This is a genomic window from Streptomyces sp. MST-110588, assembly GCF_022695595.1.
In the GTDB taxonomy this organism is placed as follows: Bacteria; Actinomycetota; Actinomycetes; order Streptomycetales; family Streptomycetaceae; genus Streptomyces.
The window spans coordinates 5,072,121-5,091,793 of sequence record NZ_CP074380.1 but is presented as its reverse complement, the minus strand read 5'-3'; the positions used below and the strand labels follow the sequence as shown (position 1 = coordinate 5,091,793).

Below are 19,673 nucleotides of genomic sequence, written 5' to 3'. Positions count from 1 at the left end.
ACGTCACCGCCCTCGGTCGGCGCACGGTCGGCTCCCGGCCGGTGCGCGGTACGGCCCTCGGGCTGTGTGCACATCGAGTCACAGAACCGACAGTCGTGATCGAAAACAGGCCGTTCATGGGATAGAAGCGGGCACTTTTGCATCCTTAGCCGACCAATCAAGATCACTGAGTGATGGTCGGCGGGCGTGTTGTCAGCGGCAGGTGCGAGGATGCATCCAGCACGGAAGCGGAGGGGGCGCGGGGCTCCCGCCGCGACGTGGGACCAGGGACTTGTACGTGCCGACGTGCCCGGGTGCGGTGGGGGAGGAAGCGGTGCCCCCGCCGGAACCGTCCGGGCAGAAGGGACCGTTGACGGCGATGCAGATCCGGCTGACCGTCCTCGGGCCGCGCAGCGGCCACACCACGCGCGCCTGCGACGTGCTCGTCACGGCCCCCGCCGGTACGGCGCTCGCGGCGGTCGCCGGAGGTCTGGCCGCGGCCGTGGCCGGATCCGCGGCGGACACCGGCAGCGGCGGCGGGGCCGCCGGCACCGGCGGCAGCGGACCCGTGGTCCTGTACGCGGGAGCCGAGCGGCTGGACGCGCAGCGGGCCGCGCTCGGTGAGCCGCCGCTGATCGACGGCGCGGTGCTCTCCCTCCAGGGCCCCGGCCCCGCCCCGGCGCACGGCCTGCCCGAGGCGGCGGCCCGCCTCCAGGTCGTCTCGGGTCCCGACGCGGGCGGCGTCCATCTCCTGCACGGCGGCCAGATCCGCATCGGGCGCTCCGCCGACGCGGACGTCCCGCTGGACGACCCGGACGTCTCCCGGCTGCACTGCGCCGTGACACTGGAACCGGACGGCTCGGTGCTGGTGGCCGACCTGCGTTCCACCAACGGCACCTCCGTGGACGGTACGGAGATCGACGAGCGGCCCGCCCCGCTGCCCTCGGGGCCCTGCTGCGCATCGGCGAGTCCGCCCTGTGCCTCCGGTCCTCCCCCGCGGTCCCGGAACCGGCCCTGCCGGCCGCGTCCGACGGTGAAGGCCACCTCCGCGTCTCCCCCGTCTCCGCCGCTCATGATTCCGTCCCCGGCACCGCCGAGGGGCGCGCCACGGCTTTCGCCTCCGGTTCCGCCCCGGGGCTGCCCGGGATGCGGGCCGCCGCCCACGACGAGCGGCCCGCTTCCGCCGCCTCCCCGGTCCCGGCCGGCACCGCCCGTGACGTCGCGTCGGCCGCGCCGGGTCCGTACGCCTCGGGCTCCGCCCCCGGGTCTTTGGCCGGGCCCGCCGCCGGGTCCGGTGCCTCCGCGCGCCCTATGAAGGCCGCTCCTGGTACGGGCACCGGCTCCCCCGGTCCGGGCACCGCCGCCGTCCCGTACAGCCCGCCGTACGAGGTGCCCGGCCCCCGGAGCGCTCCCGGCCGCCGGGAGACACCGGTCCGCGGCACCGACCTGCCCCTGCCCGCTCCCTCTCCCGCCGCCGGGAGCGGGGCAAAGCGGCCCGGCGCGCGCTCCGGCGGCCCGGCCACTTCCTACGGTTCCGCAGCCGCTCCGTACGGCTCCGCCCCGGCCGAGGGCACTCCGGGCGCCACCGCCACCCGTACGGCTCCCGCGGCGACCGCCTCCCCCTCGGGGGACGCCGCCCTGGCCGCGCTCGCGTCCTCGGCGGGGTTCGCCCGAGCCGGGGCGGGGACCAGTGGCGCCCCGGCCGCTGCCCCATCGTCACCGTCCTCGTACGCGGACGAAGGCGAGCACGGCCCGGCCCCGTACGACAGACGTGCCGGGCAGGCCGCCTCCTGGGAAGGCCGCACCCCGGCCGCGCACCCGGGAGCGGCGCCGGCCGATACCGCCCGGCGCGGGGACACGGAGCCGACGCACGCCCGGCAGCAGCATCCGAGCGCCCCGGCCTACGCCGAGGAGTCCGTTGACGAGCCCGCCGGCCGTAAAGGCGGCCGGCGCGGAATCGGGGCCTGGGCCCGGCGGCTGGCCGCGGGCCGTGCCGCCGCGGACCGTTCCGCCACCGGCCCCGCCGGGGCCGGTCCCGCCGCGCCGCCGGGCGCCGGGCAGGAGACCTGGGAGGAGGCGCCCGGAGCGCGGGAGGAGTGGCCGCACGGCGGCGGGCCCGGTGCCTTCGCCGCCGGCTCCGCCCGTCCGGGCCCCGCCGCTCCGCCGGGCGGCCCGGAGGCGTACGAGAGGTGGCCGGACGCCGCCACGGTGCTCCTGACGGCGCTCGGCCCCGGCCCCCGGCTCTGGGAGCGGGCCGCCGACCACCCCGACGCGCTGACCGTACGGCTCGGTACGGCGCCCCAGCACGGCGGCCGGGCCGTCGTACCGGTCACCGTCGCGCTGCGCACCGCCGGCTCGCTCGGCCTCGCAGGTCCCCGCGCGCGGCTGGCCGGGCTGGCCCGCTCCGCGCTCGCCCAGCTCGCCGCGCTGCACTCCCCCACCGGCCTGGAGATCGTGCTGCTGGCCACGGACCGGGGCCGCTCCCTGGAGGAGCGGCTGGCGGACTGGTCCTGGCTCGGCTGGCTCCCGCACACCCGCCCCACCCACGGCCAGGACTGCCGGCTGCTGCTCGCCTACGACAAGGAGCAGGCCACGGCCCGCACCACGGAACTGGTGCGGCGGCTGGACGACAGCCCGCTCGGCCTGAACTGGGCCGCCGCCGACCGGCAGTCCGTCGCCGCGGCGGCGGCACAGCACACCGGCCCGTACACCGTCGTGGTCGTGGACGGTGACCCCGGCTCCAGCGGGCTGCGCGAGACCACGGCCCGCCTCGCGTCGGCCGGCGCCGCGGCCGGTATCCACCTGATCTGCCTGACGGAGACACCGGCCTCCTCGCCGTCCTTCCCGCTCGCCGCGACCTACGAGGCGGCCCGCGCCGCCTCGCCCGCCTTCGGCGAGTGCGGGGCGGTCGCCGTGCTGAGCGGTGATGTCGCCACGGCGCTGCGCGTCGTCCAGCCCGGCACCGGCCCCAACGGCACGGTCGCCACGGTGGACGCGGTCTCCGGCGCCTGGGCGGAGCGGTTCGCCCGCGCGCTGGCCCCGCTGCGGGAGGCCGACCCGGGCACCGGCGGCCGTTCGGCCCGCCGCGCGGCCGTACCGCTGCCCGACAGCTCCCGGCTGCTGGACGAACTGGGCCTGGCCCGCGCCACCCCCGCGTCCCTGATGGCCCGCTGGGCCGCCGCGGGGGACAGCGACCGGCCCGGCGCCACGGCCGTACTGGGCGCGGGTCCGCACGGCCCCCTCTGCGCGGACCTCGCCTCCGAGGGCCCCCACCTGGTGGTGGCGGGCGGGCCGGGCAGCGGCAAGACGGAGCTGCTGCGGTCGCTGGCGGCCTCGCTCGCCGCCGCGGACCGCCCGGACCTGCTCTCGCTCGTCCTGGTGGACGGCGGTGGCGCGGAGCGCGGTGAGGGACTGCGGATGTGTACGGACCTGCCGCACGTCACGACGTATCTGGCCGCCTCCGACCCGGTCCGGATGCGGGAGTTCGCACAGGCCCTGACCTCCGAACTGAAGCGCCGCGCGGAGACGCTGGAGGGCACGGAGTTCGCCGAGTGGCGGGCCCGGCAGCACCTTCCGGCGCAGCGGACGGCGCCGTCCCGGCGTACGCCGGAGGGCAGCTCGCCGAACACGGGCGCAGGCCCGGGCGGGGGCTCGGGCGCGGCCACCTCGGACGCCGCCGGACCGGGGACGCCGGCCACCGCCCCGGGTGGCGCCGAGGCGGAGTCCTCGCCGAGCACCTTGCGGCTGCGGGCCCGCGGCATTCCGGGAGCCGCGGGCGGCGTCACCGGTCCGGCGGGCGGCGCTTGCGGCGCCGCGGGCGGCGCCGCGCAGGGCACGGCGCCGATGCCCCGGCTGTTCGTCCTCGTCGACGACTTCGACGCGCTGGTCGCCCCCGCCCTGGGCAGTACGGGCCGGCCGGCCGCCGGCTCGGTGGTACGGGCCCTGGAGGCGGTCGCCCGCGACGGCGAACGGCTGGGCGTGCACCTGATCGCCTCGACCGGCCACCCGGGACGTACGGCGGAGACGGCGGCCTGCGAACGCGCGGGCCTGCGCGTGGAGCTGGGCTCCCCGTCCGACACCGCCGAGCCGGTCCCCCCGGGCCGCGGGCGGTTGCTGCGCGCCGAAGAGGACTCCGCCACGCCCTTCCAGGCCGGCCGGGTGACCGGGCGGATACCCCGTACCTCCACGCTGCGGCCGACGGTCGTACCGCTGGAGTGGCAGCGGATGGGGGACCCGCCCGCACGGCGCCCGCTGCGCGAGCTGGGCAACGGGCCGACGGACCTGGCCCTCCTGGCCAGCGCGCTGCAACGGGCCGCGCAGTCCTCCGGAGCCGAGCCGGCCCCGCCGCTGCTGTGACCAGGTACGGGCGCACGTACGGATATCCGTACAACCACCCTCACAACCACCCTCGACAGTCGTTTGTCATCCCGGCCGGGAACCGCTCTCCCAGGGTAACGGGCCGGTCACAAAAGGCGAGTTGCGGCGTAACGCGGTATTGCGGGGCCAGTGATCAGGGCGTAGGACTGTCGGACGGCAGGGAATGTACAGCCCAGGAACAACCCGGCACAGCGCACCGGCACGGGAGGGGCGAGGGGGATGCGCACACCACGCGTACGGCGCGCGACGACGCGCACCGGCACCGCACTGGCCGTCGCGGCGGCAGGAGCCTTGGCACTCGCCGGCTGCAGCGGTGACAACGGCGGCGGCAAGAAGGAGGGCAACGGCGGCGGGAGCACCGCGGCCACCGTCCAGTTGCCGAAGCTGGACGGCCAGCAGCTCCAGGTCACCGCGGTCTGGACGGGCCCGGAGCGCAAGAACTTCGAGAAGGTGCTCGCGGAGTTCGAGAAGCGCACCGGCGCCAAGATCAACTACGTGCCCAGCGGCGACGACATGGCCGGCTTCATCGGCTCGAAGATCGCCGGTGGCGGCCCGCCGGACATCGCGCTGCTCCAACAGGTCGGCGTGCTCAACGAGTTCGCCAAAAAGGGCTGGCTCAAGCCGCTGGGCAGCGGCGCCAAGGAACAGCTCACCAAGAACTACAGCGCCGGCTGGCGGAACCTGGGCGCGCACAACAACACCCAGTACGGCGTCTACTTCAAGGCCAGCAACAAGTCCCTGGTCTGGTACAACACCAAGGTCTTCCAGGACGCCGGGGTGAGCGAGCCCAGCGACTGGAAGGGCTTCTTGAAGACGGCGCAGACCATCTCCGACTCCGGTGTCCCGCCGGTCTCGATCGGCGCCGCGGACGGCTGGACGCTCACCGACTGGTTCGAGAACGTCTACCTCTCCCAGGCCGGTCCGCAGAAGTACGACCAACTGGCGCAGCACAAGATCAAGTGGACGGACCCGTCGGTCACCGCGGCGCTGACCACCCTGGGCCAGCTCTTCGGCAAGAACGACCTGATCGCCGGCGGGGCGAGCGGCGCGATCCAGACGCAGTTCCCCACCTCCGTCACCCAGACCTTCAGTGGCGGTGACCAGCCCAAGGCGGCGATGGTCTCCTCGGCCGACTTCGCCGCCGCCAACATCACCCAGACCAAGGCCGTGCTCGGCACGGACGCCAAGGTCTTCCGCTTCCCCGCCGTGGGCGCCAAGTCCCCGGTGGTGACCGGCGGCGACGTGGCCGTGGCGCTGAAGGACAACAAGGCTTCGCAGGCGCTGCTCACGTTCCTGGCGTCCACGGACGCCGCCAAGATCTGGGCGCAGGCCGGCGGCTTCATATCCCCCAACAAGGAGCTGGACCGGTCGGCCTACCCCAACGCCGTGATGCGGACGATCGCCGCCGCACTGATCGCGGCGGGTGACGACTTCCGCTTCGACATGTCCGACCAGGCGCCGGCCAGCTTCGGCGGCAAGCCCGGCCAGGGCGAGTGGAAGGACCTCCAGGACTTCCTGAAGAACCCCAAGGACGTCAAGGGCACCCAGCAGAAGCTGGAGCAGGACGCCGCCAAGGCATTCGGCGGCTGAGGCGGCTGACCGCCTCCGTCCGGCGGCTGACGGCCTCCGTGTCCGGCAGCCCTCGGCCTCCGTTCGCCGGCCCTCGGCCCTCGCCGGAGAACCGTCGGCGCTCGGCACCCGGCCGCCACGCCGGCGACCACCGCGCCCGTACCGTCACCCCCGCGGTGGCGGTACGGGCTCACCACAGTTGACCGCCTCGACCGGGACCGGGGGACCGTCACCATGAAGGTTGTGACCGCGGGGGCCCACCGGGCCCGGAGCGGCCCCGTAAGGCCAAACGCACATCCGGCCCGGCCGGGGGTGTCGCGAAACCCAGGAGCGTCATGGGCGTCCGCCCGTGGACGGCGGCCATGTTCCTGCTGCCCGCCCTCGTCCTCCTGGGCGCGCTGGTCGTCTATCCCATCGGCTTCTCGGTCTACCGGAGCCTGTTCGACGCCGCGGGCAGCGGTTTCGTGGGCATGGACAACTACGGTGAGCTGTTCTCGGACGAGCGGATCCGTACGGCCCTGAAGAACAACGTCATCTGGGTCGTGGTGGCTCCGGCCGTCTCCACCGCCCTCGGCCTGATCTTCGCGGTCCTCACCGAACGCGTCCGCTGGGGCACCGCCTTCAAGCTCGTCGTCTTCATGCCGATGGCGATCTCCATGCTGGCGGCCGGCATCATCTTCCGCCTGGTGTACGACCAGGACCCGGAGCGCGGCGTCGCCAACGCCGTATGGGTGAGCATCCACGACACCTTCGCCGAGCCCGCCCCCTACCCCGGTGCCCGGCCGCCGCTGCGGTCCGACCTCAAGGCGTCCGGCGGCGGCGCGTTCACCGGCCGTACGGCCCTGCGCCCCGGCGGCCCCGCCGGGCTGCCGCTGGTCGGCGTCAAGCCGCCCGACATCCGGGGGGCGCGGCCCGCGGTGGCCGCCGAGCCGCGGCCGGGCCAGATCACCGGCACCGCGTGGCTGGACTTCTCCCGGGGCGGCGGCGGCCGGCGCAACGTCCTGGACAAGGGCGAGAAGGCGCTGGCCGGACTGAAGGTGGAGGCGGTCAAGGACGGCCGTGTCCTCGCCTCGGCGACCACGGCCGCCGACGGCACGTACAGCCTGCCCGCCGACAAGGCCACCGGCGCCCGTCTGCGGCTGCCCGCCTCGAACTTCGCCCTGGCGTACAACGGCGTGGACTGGCTCGGCCCGACCCTGGTCACCCCGTCCATCATCGGCTCGTACGTCTGGATGTGGGCCGGCTTCGCGATGGTGCTGATCGCGGCGGGTCTGGCCGGGATGCCCCGCGAACTGCTGGAGGCGGCCCGGGTGGACGGCGCCAGTGAGTGGCAGGTCTTCCGGCGGGTGACGGTGCCGCTGCTGGCGCCCGTCCTGGTGGTCGTCCTCGTCACCCTGATGATCAACGTTCTGAAGATCTTCGACCTGGTCTACATCATCGCGCCGGGATCCAGCATCAAGGACGCCAACGTGCTCGCCCTCCAGCTCTACCAGTCCTCCTTCGGCACGGACGTCAACGAGGGCCTGGGCAGCGCCATCGCCGTCTTCCTGCTGCTGCTCGTCCTGCCGGTGATGTACGTCAATCTCCGGCGCATTCGGAAGGAGCGTCGCCGATGACCACCGCCGACGGCGTCGTACGGGCCAAGCAGTCCCTGCCCGCACGGATCGCGGCCCGCACGGGCGGCGGCGCGCTGCGCGTCTTCCTCGTCCTGGTCGGGCTCTTCTGGCTGATGCCCACCGTCGGCCTGCTGCTGTCCTCGCTGCGTACGCCGCAGGACATCGGCGCAACCGGCTGGTGGAAGGTCTTCACCGACCCCGCCCAGCTCACCTGGGAGAGCTACGGCAAGCTGCTGGAGAACGCCAAGGTGATGGACTCGCTGCTGACCACGGCGCTGATCACGGTGCCGGCGACGCTGCTGGTCGTGGTCATCGGCGCGCTGGCGGGCTATGCCTTCGCCTGGATGGACTTCCCCGGCCGCGACTGGTGGTTCCTGGTGGTCGTGGGGCTGCTGGTGGTCCCGGTGCAGGTCGCGCTGATCCCGGTCGCCAAACTCTTCGGCGCCGTCGGCCTGTTCGAGACGACACCCGGTGTGGTCCTCTTCCACACCGCCTTCGGCCTGCCCTTCGCGATCTTCCTGCTGCGGAACTTCTTCGCCGAGATCCCCCGCGAACTGCTGGAGGCGGCCCGGTTGGACGGGGCCGGCGAGGTGCGCCTGTTCACGCGGGTCGTACTGCCGCTGGGCGGGCCGGCCATCGCCTCCCTGGGCATCTTCCAGTTCCTGTGGGTCTGGAACGACATGCTGATCGCCCTGATCTTCGCGGACAGCGGCAATCCGCCCATCACCGTCGCCCTCCAGCAGGAGGTCCGCCAGTTCGGCAACAACATCGACGTCCTGGCTCCCGGTGCCTTCATCTCGATGGTGATTCCCCTAGTGGTCTTCTTCGCCTTCCAGCGGCAGTTCGTCAGCGGTGTGATGGCCGGCGCGGTGAAGTGACCGCGGCACGGCGGCCGGGGATCTCGCGCATGCGGGGACTTTGCGAATTCCGTAGGGCCCGTCCGCGCGGTGCCGTCCTTCCTGCCATCTTCCGTTCACCTTCCCGCTCCTACGATGACGGCCGTGTCCCGAGCCGCCGTCCGCGCGAGCACGGCGGCTCATCGGCCCTGCCCCCGACCGTCTGGAGACGGACCGCACATGACTGCCCGCATGCCCGCACGCGCCGCGGACCACCGTGCCGAACAACTCCCGCGCCCCACCCGGCTGGCCGACGTCAAGGGGTGGTTCTTCGCCGTCGACCAGTTGCTCTTCGACTGGTTCCTGGCCCGCCAGGAGCGCCGGGGCGAGCCCGGTGACCTGCTTGAACTGGGTGCGTACATGGGCAAGAGCGCCATATTCACCGGCGCGCGGCTGCGCCCCGGGGACCGCTTCACGGTCTGCGACCTGTTCGACTCGCCCGCCGAGGACGCCTCCAACTCCAAGGAGATGGCCAAGTCCTACTCCACCTTGACCCGCCGCGCGTTCGAGGCGAACTACCTCTCCTTCCATGACGAGCTTCCCCACATCGTGCAGGGCCCGAGCTCGGTCGTACGGGACCATGTCGAGGACGGGAGCTGCCGGTTCGCGCACATCGACGCCTCACATCTGTACGAGCACGTGTACGGCGACATCCTCGCGGTGCGCGAACTGCTGGCCCCCGGCGGCATCGCCGTCCTGGACGACTACCGCGCCGAGCACTGCCCGGGGGTGGCCGCCGCCACCTGGCAGGCGGTCGCCAACGAGGGGCTGCGCCCCGTCTGCATCACCGGCACCAAGTTCTACGGCACGTGGGGCGACCCGGCGCCCGTACAGGCCGAACTGCGGGAGTGGCTGCGCGGCGAGGCGGGGCTGTGGCACGAGGTGCAGGAGGTGGCGGGCGCACCGCTGATCCGGCTGAGTGCGAAGGGCGCCGAGGAGCCCGCGCACCCTCTCTCCCGCCACCGGAGCCGGCACGCCGGTCAGGCCGCGAACGCCGGTCAGGCCGCGCATACCGGTCAGGCACCGGACGCCGGTCAGGCGCCGGGTACAAGCCGGGTTCCGGACACGGTCCAGGGAGCGGACGCGGCCCGGCCCGCCGCCCCGGCCCGCAGGAAGGACGCGGCGCGCCGCCCCGCCGCCGTACATCCGCGCCGTTCCCCGCTGCGCCGGGTCGCGGTGAACGTCCTGCCACCGGTCCTGACCAAGGCCGTCGCCGCCGCCCGGAGGAAATCCCGGTCCTCGTGACCGGCCGCCGGTGCCTGTGACAGGCTCTTACGCGTACGAGCCACCGTCCGGGGACACGCGCTACCGTCCGGGGAGCCGGATCGCCCCGCGCGGCGGCTTTCGTCCTCTGTCCCTGTGGACCCAAGGCAGCGGCCCGTCGGCGATCAGTGCGCACACACCGATACGAAATGTAGATTTAGTGACTGTGAATGAAGCCCTTGAGTCGCGGCGCGGGCCCACTCTCACGCCCACCGCACCGGTCAGCATCGTCGTCATCGCCTTCGAGGACGCCGGACATGTCGGTGACGCCGTGCGCTCGGCGCTGGCTCAGGGCGACGCCGTCACCGAGGTCATCGCCGTCAACGACGCCTCCCGCGACGACACCGGCCGCGTCCTGGACGAGCTGGCCCGCACCGCCCCCGGGTGCGGGTGATCCACCGCAGCGAGAACAGCGGCGGCTGCGGCACCCCGCGCAACGAGGGTCTGCGGGCGGCCACCGGCCGGTTCGTGATGTTCCTGGACAGCGACGACGTCCTGCCGCCCGGCGCCGTGGACGCCCTGCTGGCCGCCGCGCTGCGCCATGACGCCCCGGTCGCGGCCGGTGCGTGCGTACGCCGCGAGCTGCCGGAGCGCCGCGACGTGCCCTGGCAGCCCGGCCTGTACGCCGAGGCCGCCGTCCACAGCTCCCCCGAGACCCATCCGCCGCTGGTCCACGACACACTGTGCGTCAACAAGCTCTACGAGCGCTCCTTCCTCCTGGACCACGGCATCGCCTTCCCGGAGGGCCGCTTCACCTACGAGGACTTCGTCTTCACCGCGCGGGTGCTCGCCGCCGCGCCGCGCATCGCCACCGTCCCCGACCAGGTCTACGTCTGGCAGGTGCGCCGCCGGGCCGCCAAGCCCTCCATCTCGCTGGACCGCGACCAGGTGGCCAACTGGCAAGCGCGGATCGAGGCCCACCGCACCAGCGTGGGGATCTTCCTGGACGCCGGGCGGAAGACGCTGGCGCACGCCGCCCGCTCGAAGTTCCTCGACCACGACCTGCGGATGTACGTGCGCGAGCTGCACACCCGGGGCGAGGAGTACCGGCGGGAGTGGTGGCGGCTGACGCGGGAGTACCTCGCCGGGTTCGAGGAGTCCGAGCTGCTGGGCGCCCAGGCCCCCGCCCGCTGGGCCGCCCGGGTCCTGCTCGCCGCGCAGGCGCCGGTGGACCTGGAGCGGCTGACCCACCTCGCGGGCCGGCCCGGCCGACTGCTGCCGCCGTACGTACGGCACAACGGCCGTCCCGTGTGGTCGCGGGAGCTGCCCGGGGCCGAGCTGGACGGAATCGCGGCGGGGCCCGCGGACTCCGCGGACGGCCGCCTGCCCGCGGAGCCGCTGCCCGTGGACCAACTGCCGGTGGCGGTGGAGGCCGAGCCGGTCATCACCGGTACGCGGTGCCTGCTGCGGCTGCGCGTCCACGACCTGTACGGGCGGCTGGCCGCGGCCGGGCCGGCGAGCATCGACGTGGAGCTGCGCCGCCGTCTGGACGACCGGCCGGCACCGGTCCGTACGGCGGCGCTCAACCCCGCGACCCGCGCCTCGACCGACGCCTCCGAGTCATCCGGATCACCCGGCTCCGCCGAGATGGAAACGCCCTCCCTCTGGACCGCCGAGGTGCTGCTCGACCTCGGCGCGCTCGTCATCCGGGGCGGGCGCCGCGCCGCCGGCCCGGACCCCTGGGACCTGATGGCGCGGGTGCGCTGCGCCGACGGCTCCGGCGTCCGCGTCTCCCTGCGAGCCACCGGACCCGGGCTGCGCCGCTTCGCCGTGCCCAGCCTGCGGCACACGGTGCTGCTCGTACAGCCGTACGCGACCACGGGCGGCGCGCTCGCGCTGCGCCTGGCGACCGGACCGCGCAGCGCGTGGAACATCGCCGCCCGCAAACTACGCCGCAAGGCCCCGAAGACCCGATAAACCCCAACGCGCCGGACATACAGGCCATGTCGGGCCACATCGGGTCGCGCCATCGTGAGCAGCGTCACTTCGGCGCGCGCCGACGCGCGCGGAAATGTGAGCAACGCCGGACCCGCCCGGCTCGTTGGAACCGCTGGAACCGCCCGAACCGTCTCAGAAGGTCCAAAGCGCCGGGGGCCGGCCCCGGACCGCTTCTCGCACCGCACTTTAGGATGGCGATATGTCTTACTTGATCACGGGCGGCGCCGGATACATCGGCGCCCACGTCGTACGGGCCATGGTGCAGGCGGGTGAGCGGGTCGTGGTGCTGGACGACCTGTCCACGGGAGTGGCCGACCGGGTCCCCGAGGGTGTGCCGATGGTGGTCGGTTCCACGCTGGACCGCGCGCTGCTGGACTCGACCTTCGCCGAGTACGGCGTCACCGACGTGATCCACCTCGCCGCCAAGAAGCAGGTCGGCGAGTCCGTCGAGATGCCGCTGCACTACTACCGCGAGAACGTGCACGGCCTGCAGACCCTCCTGGAGGCCATGGCCGCCGGCGGCGTCGGCCGGTTCGTCTTCTCCTCCTCGGCCGCGGTCTACGGCATGCCCGACGTCGACCTGGTCACCGAGGACACCCCCTGCCTGCCGCTGAGCCCGTACGGCGAGACCAAGCTGGTCGGCGAGTGGATGGCCCGCGCGGCGGGCAAGGCGCACGGCATCAGCACCGCCTGCCTGCGCTACTTCAACGTGGCCGGCGCCGCCGCGCCGGAGCTGGCCGACACCGGCATCTTCAACCTCGTTCCGATGGTCTTCGAGAAGCTCACCGACGGGCAGTCCCCGCGGATCTTCGGCGACGACTACCCGACGCCCGACGGCACGTGCATCCGTGACTACATCCACGTCGCCGACCTGGCCGATGCCCACCTGGCCGCGGCCCGCAAGCTCGCCGAGCCGGGCCCGGTGCGCGATCTGACCCTCAACATCGGCCGTGGCGAAGGCGTTTCGGTCCGCGAGATGGTCGACCTGATCGCCGAGATCACCGGCTACACCGACGCCCGGGCCGAGGTCACCGCCCGCCGCGCCGGTGACCCCGCCCGCGTGGTCGCCGCCGCCGACCGCATCAGCTCCGAGCTGGGCTGGAAGGCGCGGCACGACGTCCGCGAAATGATCACCTCCGCGTGGGCCGGCTGGCTGCTGCACCACCCGCAGGCCCGACGCGACGCGTGAGCCATGCCCTTACCGGGGGCGCCGTATTTATACGGCGCCCCCTTTTTCCTTCCCCGCGCGCACCGCGCCGGGGGTGTCACCAATTGCTGCCGATGTTCTTCCGGGTGGCGCCGCCGCCGATGCTGCCCGTGCCGTCACCGGCGTAGAACCACAGCTTCTTGTTCTCGTTCTCGACGGCGAGCACATCCACCTTGCCGTCGCCGTTGTAGTCCTCCGCCGTCAGCTCACGCATGCTGGTCCAATTGGTACCGATCTTCTTGCGGGTGGACTCGCCGCCGATGCCGCCCTTGCCGTCCCCGGTGTACAACCACAGCATTTCGCTGGATTCTTCGACGCCGATGAGGTCGACCTTGCCGTCACCGTTGAAATCACCGGCAGTGAGATCCTGCATGGTGTTCCAGTTGGTTCCCATTTGCTTGCGGGCACCGCCGCCGGCGATGCTCCCCTTTCCGTCGCCGGCATACAGCCACAGACTCCCGTCCTTGTTCTGCACGGCGAGGAGGTCGACCTTGCCGTCACCGTTGAAATCGCCCGCGGTCAGCTCACGCATGGTGGTCCAGTTGGAGCCGATCTCCTTGCGGGTGGACTCGCCGCCGATGCCGCCCTTGCCGTCACCGGGGTACAGCCACAGCTTCCCGCTATCGGTTTCCACCCCTACGACGTCGGTTTTTCCGTCACCGTTAAAATCCCCGGCGGTCAGGTCCTGCATGCTGTTCCAGTTGGTACCGATGAGTTTGCGCGTCCGCCCGCCGCCGATACTGCCCTCGCCGTCACCGGCGTAGAACCAGAGCTCGCCCTTGTCCTGCTGGACCCCGATGACATCGCTCTTGCCGTCCCCGTTGAAATCACCGGAGACCAGGTCGTGCATGCCCACCTCGTACTCCGGCCGCTCGGGGTAGGGGTCGGCGTGGTCGGTGCCCAGACCGTTCTTCCGCCCGCAGTTCGGCCAGGCACCCGGCCCCTGAACGGCGAGCACCTTCTCCGCGATGAGGATCTGCTGCTTCTTCGTCGCCTGATAAGCCATCGGCGCGTACTTGGTACCACCGAAGGCCCGCCAGGTGGACAGCGTGAACTGAAGTCCACCGGAAAAGCCATTGCCGTTGTTGATGCTCCAGTTCCCGCTGGACTCGCACTGGGCGACCTTGTCCCAGGTGCTCACCGAGGCGGCGTTCGCGCCCGATACGGAAACGGAGCCGGCGGCCAGTGCCAACACGCTGATGGCTATGGCGGTGCGGGCCGATTTGGGAATGCGGGCAGCAGTCATGGACCGATCCTTTGATCGAAAAATGGCCGGAGAAAGGCGAATCCGCGGCTGGGGCGGTCATCCGCCGAAGGGAACCGGGAATTACATGGCCGCAGTGCAACGCAAAAGCACGATCCGATGCGGCGGCGCCATGTGGCGGTTCACCATACAGGTTTCCCCTGGCGCCGCAAGACAGGTCTTTGAAAAAAGCCGACCGCCCGGCCCAGAGTTTAATGTTGATCTTTTTTGAGGTAACGGGACGATAACGAATCCGAACGGCTTTCCCCTTTTTAAAACCGACCGGTCATGCCTTGCCGTACCGACCGGTTTGTGTCCGCCGCCGTTTCCGTCTCTCAAGTGTTCCTCAAGTGAAAATTTTGAGTGGCTCAAGCGGCCTGCAAGCGGGGCACCAGCCGGGCGGTCGGTTTGTGCGCAAGTGCAATCGTTCCGTCATTTGCACCCTCGGCACCCCTGGCGCAACTCTCTTGGAAACGGCGGCAATTAGCCCGATCCGGCAGCAAAAAAGCGCATATGGAAACAGCCTTGTGCCCCGGGCCCGCGGTCTCTAACGTCCCTGCCGTTCCCTTCCATCCCGCGCTTCTCACGAGTGGCATCAGGCCCCACACGTCCTGAGCCGCTCCTCACGGCGCCGCCCGGAATCCGCAGGCCGACGGCCTTGCGGCACACCGAACGAGCCGGCGCCCGGCGCGCTCGCACCGCAGCCTTCGCCCCCGTCGTCGGACTGAAGGCTGCCCGCATCCAGGAGAAGAACCTTGAAGATCGCCGGCATAGCCCAGAGATCCGCGTTCACCGTGCTGACGGTCGCGGCCGTGACCCTCGGCACCGTCGCGGCGACCGCGCCGGGCGCCTACGCGGCTCCTTCGGCAGTCCCCGCGCACAAGTTGAAGCACGACAACCCCAGCGCGGGGCAGGGCCCCAGCGCCGCCGCGGCGGGGGCCCGCATCGCCGCGTCACCGGCCATCGCCCGCGCTGAAGTGATCAAGCGCGCGAAGAGCTGGGTCAACAAGGGCCTGCGTTACAGCATGGACGGGACGACCTACGAGGGTTACCGCACGGACTGCTCCGGTTACGTCTCCATGGCGTTGGGTCTGCCGAAGAAGGGACTCACCACCGACGGCTTCGTCCCCAGCGCAGCCCACTGGATCACCAAGGACGAGCTCAAGCCCGGTGACGCGCTGAACAACCCCAACCCCGGCAAGTACGGCCACGTCACCCTCTTCGAGGAGTGGACCGACTCCACGAAGTCCAAGTACTGGGGTTATGAGTTCAGCAGCTCCGGCGTGCACCACCGCGTCATCGACTACCCCTACTATGCCCGCTACGACGCCCGCAACTACCGGCCCATGCGCTTCAACAACATCAAGGACGACGGCTCGGGTGGCTACGACATCGGCACCCACGACCTGACCAGCGCCGACTTCAACGGCGACGGCAAGCCCGACGTGGTGGCCGCGGAGCAGGACACGGGCAGGCTGTGGCTCTACTCCGGTGACGGCAAGGGCAGCATCGGTGGCGGCGGCAACCGCAAGATGATCGGCACCGGCGGCTGGAACGGCATGCACGAGCTGACCGCCGGCGACTTCAACGGCGACGGCAAGGCTGACCTGATCGGCGTCGAGGAGTCCTCCGGCGAACTGTTCCTGTACGCCGGTGACGGTACGGGCAGCATCGGCGGTGGCAGCACCCGCAAGCGGATCGGCACCAACTGGGACTCCATGCAGAACCTGGTCGCCGGTGACTTCAACGAGGACGGCAAGACCGACATCATCGCCACCGAGACCGAGAGCGGGGAACTCTTCTTCTACGCCGGTGACGGCGCGGGCAACATCGGCGGCGAGTCCACCCGCAAGCGGATCGGCACCAACTGGGACTCCATGCAGAGCCTGACCGCGGGCGACTTCAACGGCGACGGCAAGACCGACGTCATCGGCGTCGAGAAGGGCGACGAAGGCAAGCTGTTCCTGTACGCCGGTGACGGCACCGGCTCCATCGGCGGCGGCGGCAACCGTAAGCAGCTCGGCAGCAACTGGACCAGCATGCGGGAGCTGACGGGCGGTGACTTCAACGGCGACGGCAAGACCGACCTGATCGCCGTACAGAACAACGACAAGACGCTGTGGCTCTACGCCGGTGACAACGCCGGGGGCGTCGGGGCCGGCGGCAGCCGCAAGAACATCGGCGTCAACTGGTAACCGCCTGCCGCGTTCCCGCCCTGGCGAATCGTTTCGCCTGACCATCCTCCCCGCTCCGGGTGCTGCCGTACGGCCCTTCATCCGTGCGTACGGCAGCGCCCGGTCCCCTCGTGCTCCCTGTCTTTGGAGTTGTGATGTCAGCCCGGCCTGCCCAGCAAGCCCCCCAACCGGCCCGCGCACCGGCGCGCCGGCGTCTTCTCGGCGCCGCCCTGGCCCCCGTCATGCTGCTCTCCGTGGCCGTACCGGCCGCCGCGGCGTCCGCGACCGGCGCCACGACCGGCTCCGCCACGTCCGTCGACGGCGACACCGTCACGTACCGGGGACTGCGCCTGACCGTCCCCCAGGGCTGGCGCGTGGTCGACCTGGAGAAGGACCCCGAAGCCTGTCTGCGCCTGGACAAGCCGACCCTCTACCTCGGGCACGCGGGCGGCCAGTCCCGGTGCACGGGCCGCGCGGTGGCCGAGCGTGCCGACACCCTGCACCTGGAGCCCGCCACCGGCGCGCCGTGGCGTGCGGACATTCCCACCGTCAACGTTTCCTCCGGCACCGACCTGCCCGACTCCCGCAACGGTGCACCGAGCAACGAGGTCCGCTACGCCCTGAAGCAGGCGGGTCTGCTGGCCACCGTTTCGTACGCGGCCAAGCCCGACGCGGTCGAGCGGGTCGTGGAGAAGGCCGAGATCCTGCCCACCGCGCGTCCCGCGGCCCCGCAGCGCCCGGTCGCGCCCCCGCGCTCCGCCGCTGCCGCCGCCTCCTTCGTGCCCGGCGCCTACCGGGGCGCGGGCTTCGACGCCTGCACCGCCCCCACCCAGTCCCAGATGAACACCTGGCGCGCGAGTTCCCCGTACCGCGCCGTGGGCATCTACATCGGCGGCGCCAAGCGTGCCTGCGCGCAGCCGCAGCTCTCGGCGGAGTGGGTACGGGCCCAGGCCGCGGCCGGCTGGCACCAGATGCCCATCTGGGTGGACAAGCAGCCGGAGAAGACGCTGCCCGACGTTCCCTCCCAGGCGGCTGCGCTGGGCCGGAAGGGCGCCGACGACGCGGTGGCCACGGCCAGGAACCTCGGCTTCGACCCCGGCACCGTGATCTACAGCGACATCGAGCACTACAACAACCGCTCCCGGTGGGACAAGCCGGTGCTGTCCTATCTGGACGCGTGGACCGAGCGCGTGCACCAGCTCGGCTACCGCTCGGGCGCGTACGTCCACGCGCTAAGCGGCATCAAGGCGCTGAGCGCGAACTACGGGTCGGGGACGTACAGCATGCCCGACGTCGTGTGGGCGGCCAACTGGAACGGCGTGGCCGGTGTCGGCGACGGCTCGATGGGCCTCCCCGAGGGCACGCAGCAGTGGACCAACGGGCGCCGGGTCCACCAGTACAAGGGCCAGATAGCCGAGACGTACGGCGGGGTGCGGCTGGAGATCGACCGCAACTACGTCGACGTGGGCGCCTCGCGTGAGCTGGGGGGCATGCACGACCTGGTCTCCGGCGACTTCACCGGCGACGGCAAGACCGATGTCGTCGGCGTGGAGAGTGAGAGCGGCAAGCTGTGGCTCTACGCCGGCGACGGCAAGGGCTCCATCGGCGGCGGCCCCACCCGTAAGGAAATCGGCACCGGCGGCTGGAACGGCATGCAGGACCTGGCCGCGGGCGACTTCAACGGCGACGGCAAGACCGACCTGATCGGCGTCGAGCGGTCCAGCGGCATCCTGTGGCTGTACGCGGGCGACGGCACGGGCAGCATCGGCGGCGGCTCCACCCGCAAGCAGATCGGCACCAACTGGACCTCCATGCAGAACCTGGTGGCCGGTGACTTCAACGAGGACGGCAAGACCGACCTGATCGGCGTCGAGACCGACAGCGGGGAACTCTTCTTCTACGCCGGTGACGGCACGGGCGACATCGGCGGGGAGTCCACCCGCAAGCGGATCGGCACCAACTGGACCTCCATGCAGAGCCTGACCGCCGGTGACTTCAACGGCGACGGCAAGACCGACCTCATCGGCGTCGAGAAGGACGACGAAGGCAAGCTGTTCCTGTACGCCGGCGACGGCACCGGCTCCATCGGCGGCGGCTCCACCCGCAAGCAGATCGGTACGAACTGGGACAGCATGCGCGGTCTGACCGCCGGTGAGTTCACCGGCGACGGAAAGACCGATCTGCTGGCCGTGGAGAGCGGGACCAAGAAGCTCTTCCTTTACGCCGGGGACGGCACCGGGAACGTCGGTGGCCAGTCCACCCGCAAGGAAATCGGCACGAATTGGTGACCGGTGCCGACCGGTTCCGACCGGCCGCTCTTTCCACCGCCAGCCCTTTCACGGAATGAGAGACCCATGCGTCTGAGACATCTTTGGACGGCGCTGTGCTCCGCGGCGTTCGTCCTGGCCGGTACCGTCACGACGGCCCACGCCGATACCGTACCGCCGGAAAGCGCGCCGCCCCTGCGCTTCGTCTCGTACAACATCTGCGGCAATATGTGCGTGAACGCGCCGTACGACAACCAGCAGCGCATCGACTCGGTCGTCGACCAGGCGAAGAGCAGCGGCTGGAAGGCCGACCAGATATTCCTCCAGGAAGTCTGCCGCCCGCAGTTCAACGTCATCGCGGACCGTCTGCGGCCCATGGGCCTGCAGGGCCGTTTCACGCCCACGATATCGGGCAACGACAGTGTCTGTGGCGGTTCCCAGTACGGTGTCGCCATATTCGTCAAGGGCCGGATCAGCGAATACCAGGTGCTCGACCTCACCCAGGGCGGTGAGGCCGAACCGATCACCGTTCCCTGCGTGAAGAGCACCACTCAGGGCCGCCTCAACTGGGCGTGCTCGGTGCACCTGTACTGGCGGGACGCGAAGCTGAACGTGGCGGAGGCCCGGCAGTTGGCGGCGCAGGTGAAGGTGTGGCGCGACCAGGGGACGCCGGTCGTCCTGGGCGGCGACTTCAACCGTACGCCCCGTACCGACGCACTGAGCGAGTTCTACAGCGCCGGCATCGACGACGGGGGCGTCGGCGCCTTCGTGGAGGCCGACGAGACGGACAAGGAGCACTTCAACCGGGAGGTGTGCGACCCCTCGGTCAAGAGCCGCTGCCGGTCGGGCGCGCCCACCATCGGGAGTGCGGCGACGAACGACGAGATGAAGATCGACTACCTGTTCTTCGACGAGAAGCACTTCCGGAACGTCAAGGGCGATGTGCTCCCGGAAGACCCCCAGGTCTCCGACCACCGCATGATCCGCGGGGCGGCTGCCTGGGCGAACTGAGGACCGTGAGCGGCGCACGTGCGCCGCGTCGCGCAGCGGTCCGGCGGCTGCCGGTCATACATCAGGAACTGGACAAACCGCCCGGCGGGTGAACCCGTCCCGGAAGAAGACCGTCTTGTCAGTGGGGCGGCCG

General features: G+C 71.6%; 11 protein-coding genes and 1 pseudogene. 11 read left to right on the top strand and 1 reads right to left on the bottom strand.

Features of this window, described 5'->3' with window-relative positions; all coding sequences use genetic code 11:
- The first annotated feature begins 313 nt into the window (after positions 1-313).
- The 8 genes and pseudogenes from KGS77_RS22275 (at position 314) to galE (ending at position 12,827) form a co-directional block, all read left to right on the top strand.
- Positions 314-1,294, top strand: coding sequence for an FHA domain-containing protein (locus KGS77_RS22275; protein WP_347404520.1), 981 nt, complete (start codon positions 314-316; stop codon positions 1,292-1,294).
- A complete protein-coding gene (locus tag KGS77_RS22270) occupies positions 1,291-4,335 on the top strand; it encodes an FtsK/SpoIIIE domain-containing protein (protein ID WP_242587620.1) in 3,045 nt (1,014 codons plus the stop codon). The genes KGS77_RS22275 and KGS77_RS22270 overlap by 4 nt, the downstream gene beginning before the upstream one ends.
- A 240-nt stretch (positions 4,336-4,575) precedes the next feature.
- Positions 4,576-5,946 carry an ABC transporter substrate-binding protein gene (locus KGS77_RS22265; protein WP_242584670.1) on the top strand — a complete coding sequence of 457 codons (1,371 nt, stop codon included), beginning with the start codon at positions 4,576-4,578 and terminating at the stop codon, positions 5,944-5,946.
- Between the two features lie 314 nt (positions 5,947-6,260).
- A complete protein-coding gene (locus tag KGS77_RS22260) occupies positions 6,261-7,541 on the top strand; it encodes a sugar ABC transporter permease (protein WP_242584668.1) in 1,281 nt (426 codons plus the stop codon).
- A complete protein-coding gene (locus KGS77_RS22255) occupies positions 7,538-8,419 on the top strand; it encodes a carbohydrate ABC transporter permease (RefSeq protein ID WP_242584666.1) in 882 nt (293 codons plus the stop codon). The genes KGS77_RS22260 and KGS77_RS22255 overlap by 4 nt, the downstream gene beginning before the upstream one ends.
- Positions 8,420-8,629: 210 nt before the next feature.
- Positions 8,630-9,682, top strand: a complete 1,053-nt coding sequence (locus KGS77_RS22250; protein WP_242587619.1) for a class I SAM-dependent methyltransferase — start codon at positions 8,630-8,632, stop codon at positions 9,680-9,682.
- Positions 9,683-9,866: 184 nt separating this feature from the next.
- Positions 9,867-11,617: pseudogene (locus KGS77_RS22245) on the top strand (glycosyltransferase family 2 protein).
- 220 nt (positions 11,618-11,837) lie between these two features.
- The gene (galE, locus tag KGS77_RS22240) at positions 11,838-12,827 is read left to right on the top strand and encodes a UDP-glucose 4-epimerase GalE (protein ID WP_242584664.1); all 990 of its coding nucleotides are present in this window, start codon (positions 11,838-11,840) and stop codon (positions 12,825-12,827) included.
- A 76-nt stretch (positions 12,828-12,903) separates the two neighbouring features.
- Here galE and KGS77_RS22235 read toward each other — a convergent pair whose 3' ends face one another.
- Positions 12,904-14,091, bottom strand: a complete 1,188-nt coding sequence (locus KGS77_RS22235) for an FG-GAP-like repeat-containing protein (RefSeq protein WP_277994256.1) — start codon at positions 14,089-14,091, stop codon at positions 12,904-12,906.
- A gap of 752 nt (positions 14,092-14,843) precedes the next feature.
- Between KGS77_RS22235 and KGS77_RS22225 the strand changes: the two genes are divergently transcribed.
- The 3 genes from KGS77_RS22225 (at position 14,844) to KGS77_RS22215 (ending at position 19,540) form a co-directional block, all read left to right on the top strand.
- Positions 14,844-16,283, top strand: a complete 1,440-nt coding sequence (locus KGS77_RS22225; protein ID WP_242584662.1) for a VCBS repeat-containing protein — start codon at positions 14,844-14,846, stop codon at positions 16,281-16,283.
- A gap of 134 nt (positions 16,284-16,417) precedes the next feature.
- Positions 16,418-18,550 (top strand): glycoside hydrolase domain-containing protein, encoded by a 2,133-nt coding sequence (locus KGS77_RS22220; RefSeq protein WP_242584660.1) that lies wholly within the window; start codon positions 16,418-16,420, stop codon positions 18,548-18,550.
- Between the two features lie 66 nt (positions 18,551-18,616).
- Positions 18,617-19,540: an endonuclease/exonuclease/phosphatase family protein gene (locus KGS77_RS22215; protein WP_242584658.1), complete on the top strand. Its 924-nt coding sequence runs from the start codon at positions 18,617-18,619 to the stop codon at positions 19,538-19,540.
- Positions 19,541-19,673: the final 133 nt, after the last annotated feature.